The 5,266-nt window shown below is 41.7% G+C and carries 4 protein-coding genes and 1 pseudogene; 4 read left to right on the top strand and 1 reads right to left on the bottom strand.

Translation table 11 applies throughout. The annotated features are described in order from the left end of the window. Window positions 1-252: 252 nt before the first annotated feature. Window positions 253-505 (bottom strand): annotated as a pseudogene (locus tag AB4623_RS23830) (IS21 family transposase); the annotation flags it as partial. An 812-nt stretch (window positions 506-1,317) separates the two neighbouring features. Between AB4623_RS23830 and AB4623_RS23835 the strand changes: the two are divergent. The 4 genes from AB4623_RS23835 (at window position 1,318) to AB4623_RS23850 (ending at window position 5,200) form a co-directional block, all read left to right on the top strand. Further along, complete coding sequence (locus AB4623_RS23835) at window positions 1,318-2,973, top strand: SgrR family transcriptional regulator (protein WP_017082569.1); 1,656 nt, start codon at window positions 1,318-1,320, stop codon at window positions 2,971-2,973. Window positions 2,974-3,040: 67 nt separating this feature from the next. Continuing rightward, the gene (locus tag AB4623_RS23840) at window positions 3,041-3,667 is read left to right on the top strand and encodes a LysE family translocator (RefSeq protein ID WP_017082570.1); all 627 of its coding nucleotides are present in this window, start codon (window positions 3,041-3,043) and stop codon (window positions 3,665-3,667) included. A gap of 88 nt (window positions 3,668-3,755) precedes the next feature. After that, window positions 3,756-4,421, top strand: a complete 666-nt coding sequence (locus AB4623_RS23845) for a glutathione S-transferase N-terminal domain-containing protein (RefSeq protein WP_102258048.1) — start codon at window positions 3,756-3,758, stop codon at window positions 4,419-4,421. A gap of 167 nt (window positions 4,422-4,588) precedes the next feature. Then, window positions 4,589-5,200, top strand: coding sequence for a hypothetical protein (locus AB4623_RS23850; protein WP_017082572.1), 612 nt, complete (start codon window positions 4,589-4,591; stop codon window positions 5,198-5,200). The last annotated feature ends 66 nt before the right edge of the window (window positions 5,201-5,266 follow it).

The following is a 5,266-nucleotide window of genomic DNA, read 5'->3' on the forward strand; positions in this document are numbered from 1 at the left end:
GGGAGTCCAATTATCTAAGTTGACATTTTACGCGGCATACGGAACAGGGTAAGAAGTTCGGGGGATGACTCGTATATAAGGTTGAAGATGGAGCTCTAACTGTCTTGGTACTTGCTATTAGGAAGCGTAAAAAAAAGAAGCCTATTTAATCGATAGAAAGCAACTAACCTCTCTCCTGATAGGCGTTTTTTGATATTAAATACAAATACGTAACTCTCTTAATTTTATTTTTCCAGTGGTGCTCAAACCCCGTTTAAAGTTGTATTTCTTGGCTATGGCGAGCAGCGCGGTGTTCACCTTCACCGTATGCATCACGCTCTATCATGATGGCTTTCGCATTATAGAACAACACTTCTTTTGGGACGCCCCCGAAGTATTCAAACGCTTCTTCAAGGCCTTCTATCCTGTTTTCTTGACGATCTCGCTCACTAAAGTGAACGAAGGCCGCTCGGCTATAATCAAGCATAGCAACGAAGGCTTTTACACGTACGCCGCCACGTTTTATCAAGATCTCAACAGTCTCTTTTGTCTGTTAAAACGGATAGACACAGCAATTCAAGTTGACGACCAAACCAGCAACGCGATCCATAAGAATGTGTGGCCTCAGAGCTACGAAAACTTGCGTTATAATAACACTAATATTAGAGGCTACATTGGGTCTAAACTTCAAGAATATCACCAGATCATCGCTGAATTGGCATCGATGGAGGGCGACAATATGGCAGCAAGACTTCCCCCGCTCTACAAACCGGACCGTTCCGGATCCAAACGCGCCCAGAGCGTATGAAAGAAATACTCGAAGCGTTAAAAAAATCAGAAGAAACGGACTGAGAAACAACAAGAAAGCGCCTAACACCTGCGTTAGAAACTTGTCTTAAACGCTTTCTCTGCTTAACTTGCCTTTATATGCTTGTTGAATTATTTTGTTTGGTAGCAGTTAGCAAAAATGGAACTGTACTTCATTAATTAAAAGGTGAACTGTTTATAGTAAAGAGAGCGTTATTATTTCAGGTTTGTTCGCAGATAATGAACACATGAGTCATTATCTGCGAGTAAAACAATGAATCCATTAGACTACACATTCTATACTTTAAACGCGAAACACTACTTACTGGAACCAGAACAAAAGATAGCGGTGAGACAAAACCAAAGCCGTCCGAGCTTTTCTGGGATAGTTTTCTTAGTGGGATTCCTAGTCGGTCAGGTTATCCACCTTTATTAATCACCTCCCGTGGAATTATAAGAAGACAACTTTAAGTTAAGTTGCCATATTCAGAGGTATTCGTTGTATCTAATGAACATAATTTTGAGGTTGACATGGTAGCTTCTCAGTTGTTATCTACGAGTCATCTGCAGCGTTTAAAGCAACTCGAGAAACATTTTTCTCGCAATGAAGCTTATGATGTTGATATTGTCTCACTTGCTGAAATTCTGGCCTGTTCAGAAAGGTACGTGAGTAAGCTAATGGCTTCTTTTGAAAGCTTTGGGCTTATCCATTGGGCTTCGGGTCAGGGCCGTGGTCATCGCTCAAAATTGACGCTATTAAAAAGTTTTGAGACCTCACTGCTGACTCAGTTAGAGCGCATGGCTCGCTCTGGCAGAATAGATCAGGCATTTCGACTAGCTACTCAATTTGGCGAAGTTCGTCTATTTCAAGCTCACTTACCTCTCTGGTTAGGGGACGCACAGCAGGAATTAAAAAAACAGAATACTTTGATGTATTTAGTCCCTTATATGCTGCCTGAATGGCACCCTCATTTGGCACAGTCCGCTCGTTCTATTTTATTGGTCGAAAGCGTCTTCGATACCTTAGTTCGATATAACCCTATTCAGAATGACATCGTGCCTCATATCGCTCACCAGTTTCATTACAGTGACAAGCAAATCCGTCTCCGCATCCGTAATGACATAATGATGCACAATAGAGAAGCGCTGACACCGGAACTTGTAAAAAAAAATATAGAAATGCGCCTTAGTACGCCACATCCATATCAAATTCTATTTCGTCATGTAGAGGGTATTGACATAGATAAGCAGTGGGTCATTTTCTCTATGCGTCAATCTGACCCAGTTTTCCTGCATTTGTTAGCTGACTCACACAGTGCAATTTTTGATTATCAGGCTTCAAAACCAATTGGGTGTGGGGTATATCGAGTCGAAAGTTTGGAAAAACAATATTGGAGTTTAGTTCGCAATAACCACTATTTTGGTTTTGGTGGCCATATTGAACGAGTAGAATTTTGGTGTAGTGATGCCCAACCTCAAGCGCCTATGCACGTGGCAGAACTGCTCTATTGCGAATCCCAACCTACTCAGCCACAAAAAATCGATCGCAGCGGATGTACTGTTTTACAGTTTCATCATCATGTCGGTGCATTATCCGCTCAAGAAAGAGCCTGGATTGTTCATCATAGTCGACGTTTTACGCTTGGTAGCCAAAAAAGAGCGGCGAATAGCGTGATGGATTGCCATCAAGATAAGGGATTTCACTTGTTCAAGCACGACATGAAACTGCCGACTCGTCCGGTGGTAATTGAAGTGATAGACAGTCATATGAGCGAGTTACAGCCTTTGCTCGATGAGTTATCTCAAAAAGGGGTTGTTTGGCAGGTATGTATTCAAGGACAGTCTCAAGACATTGCTATTGATATCTCCTATGACTGTTACGTTTTTGGTGACGACCTGACATTTCAATATTACGAATGGCTCCTTTGCAGTAATGTGTTTAGTCTCTGCTTGCCTGAACGTGGAAAACAAAGCCTATTGACATTTATTGATATGTTTATGCAGGAAAGTAACAACAGTCAAGAGTTTTTGCACAAACTGTATCGAGCGGAGGATTGGCTTATCCAGAACTATTATTATTGCCCTCTATGGCGCAATCATTTCACCGTGACTCGAGCGGACAACTTGTATGGCACAGAAACGAACAATATGGGCGTAATGTCTCTGGTCAATATGTGGTTGGAGTAATCGCTGGTATGGTAGTGTATCTGTAGCGATATGATTTGCAGTGTTTAACGGATAATTAAGGATAAAAATGGACTTTCACCTTTGGCTCGGCTTTGTCGCGGCATCGCTCATTCTTACCGCGACACCAGGGCCTAGCATATTTTTAGGTATTGCACATGCTCTCAGATATGGGCACAAACGCGTGCTATATACCGCCCTTGGGGACATCTCAGCTAACTTTATTCAAATGGTGTTAGTCGCCTTGGGTTTAGGTGTCATCCTTGCCAATTCGGTAGTGGCATTTACTGTCATCAAAGTCTTTGGTGTGATCACCTTGGTTTACATGGGGCTAAAAATACTCCTCGCTAAACCAGCACAAGTTGAGCACTTAAACCTCAACAACTCAGATTTACAGGCCTCAAACAAAAAGTTGTTTTACTCTGGCTTTTTAGTCGCGGCTGGCAATCCCAAAGCCATCCTATTCTTCTCGGCTTTTTTCCCGCAATTCATCAACCCCGACTTACCCGTATTCCCTCAACTCTTAGTGATGTGCCCAACCATGGCGTTGCTTGATTTCAGTTTAGTGATGTTTTATGCGTTTTCGGCCAGACGGATTGTTGATGCGAGCCGACTATCTCTTACCGCTGTGACCAGAGGAAGTGGTGCTTTACTGCTGGGAGCCGCAGGTATTCTAGCAGTTAAAGAACCCACTTAATCTCGACTGAGAACCGCGACCAAGATTGAACATACTGTGCCCAGCACAACCAATACACCTATTTAGCAACTCTCGGAGTAAGACACCTATGATCACTTTTTACGAACTGTGTGGGGACGATGGCTTAAAATTCAGTCCTTATTGTTGGCGTACGAAAATGTGCTTGATACACAAAAATATAGCGTTTGATACCACTGAGCTTTCTTTTGTCGACATTCAGGCTCAGTTTAAGGCGCAGTTTTCTACACTCCCCGCCATCAAAGATGGTGAAACGGTGCTCTCTGATTCGTTTAACATCGCTGATTATCTTGAGGCCCACTACCCTGAATCACCTTCATTATTTGGCGGTGAAAAAGGGCGTTTAATGGCACTTTTTTTCCATGAGTGGACAGCATCATTACATTCGGACATCGCCAAAATTGCCATCTTCGACATTTACTGCAAGCTTAAAGATCGCGATAAAGATTACTTTCGTTCCTCTAGAGAGAAACACTTTCAGGACAGCTTAGAAAATGTACAAAGCAACAACCAAGAGTTAGCAAAGGCCGACTTACTCAAAAAAATGAGAGTACTGGAATCTTATTTAGCTAAGACACGATACTTATCGGGCGATGCGCCCATGTATTCAGACTATATCGTCTATGGGACGTTGAAGTGGCTGCTGTCTACGAGTAACGCTTTCACAGGGGAAATGCTGACTAGCCATGTTTTGAATTGGTATGACAGCCTAGATAGGATTGGCACTGGAATTTAAACATGCTTTAAGACAACGATGGAAATGTGAACGCAACGCATAGTTTGCGTTTAAATTTATCGGATGTTACATATTGATTTGTTACAGTTTATTTCCGTATGTTGCTGTCAATATGCAATGTACAGAATAAATTTTCATTTCAAAAAAGTGCCACAGGATATCGTATTATGATAACTAAAGTTGTTCCTCTGATGTTGTTAGTTTCGTGTTCAAGCTTTGCATCAAGTGAGATTGTTGATAATTTTTCTCATATAGGATTTGGTTATAAAGGAGCTAGTTTTAAGTCGGGAGCGTTAAAACCTTACCTTAACGATAAGTATGACAATACAGAGAATAAGACGATGGGAGGGTTATACTTAGATGTCAGTGCTCAAGTTTTTGACTACGTATTCGTTGAAGGAAGAGCAGACTTTCTCACTCGATTTAGTTCGGAGGTAGATAGTTGGCAAGCTGGCGGAGGACTCATTGGGCGTTTGGGAGGGGCAATGGCAAGCTCTTTATCCTGTGGAGCAGTAAACTATCGTGCTGATAGTGATTACAGTTCACCATATTCCGAGCGTGGAACATACTGTCAAGCGATGGTTAGAAAACAAATAGCTAATCATTGGTTGATGGGAGTTTCCTATCAGCATGATTTCTTAGATCTAGCAAGAGATGAGTTTAAGTGGAATAACGTCTTTCAATTCGGCTCAGTGTTTGGCTTAGTTGCAAATTTAGAATATGCAGAGCGTGATGAGGCGGAAGTGAGCTATGAGCTTGGGTTGCAGTTCTCATTTTAACTTGCGAGGGTATATATTTTTAGAAGCTTCATTTTATTATTAATATATTATTTTGTTTTTCATAAG

Origin of the sequence: Vibrio sp. 10N.222.52.C12 (assembly GCF_041474215.1) — a bacterium.
In the GTDB taxonomy this organism is placed as follows: Bacteria; Pseudomonadota; Gammaproteobacteria; order Enterobacterales; family Vibrionaceae; genus Vibrio; species Vibrio crassostreae_C.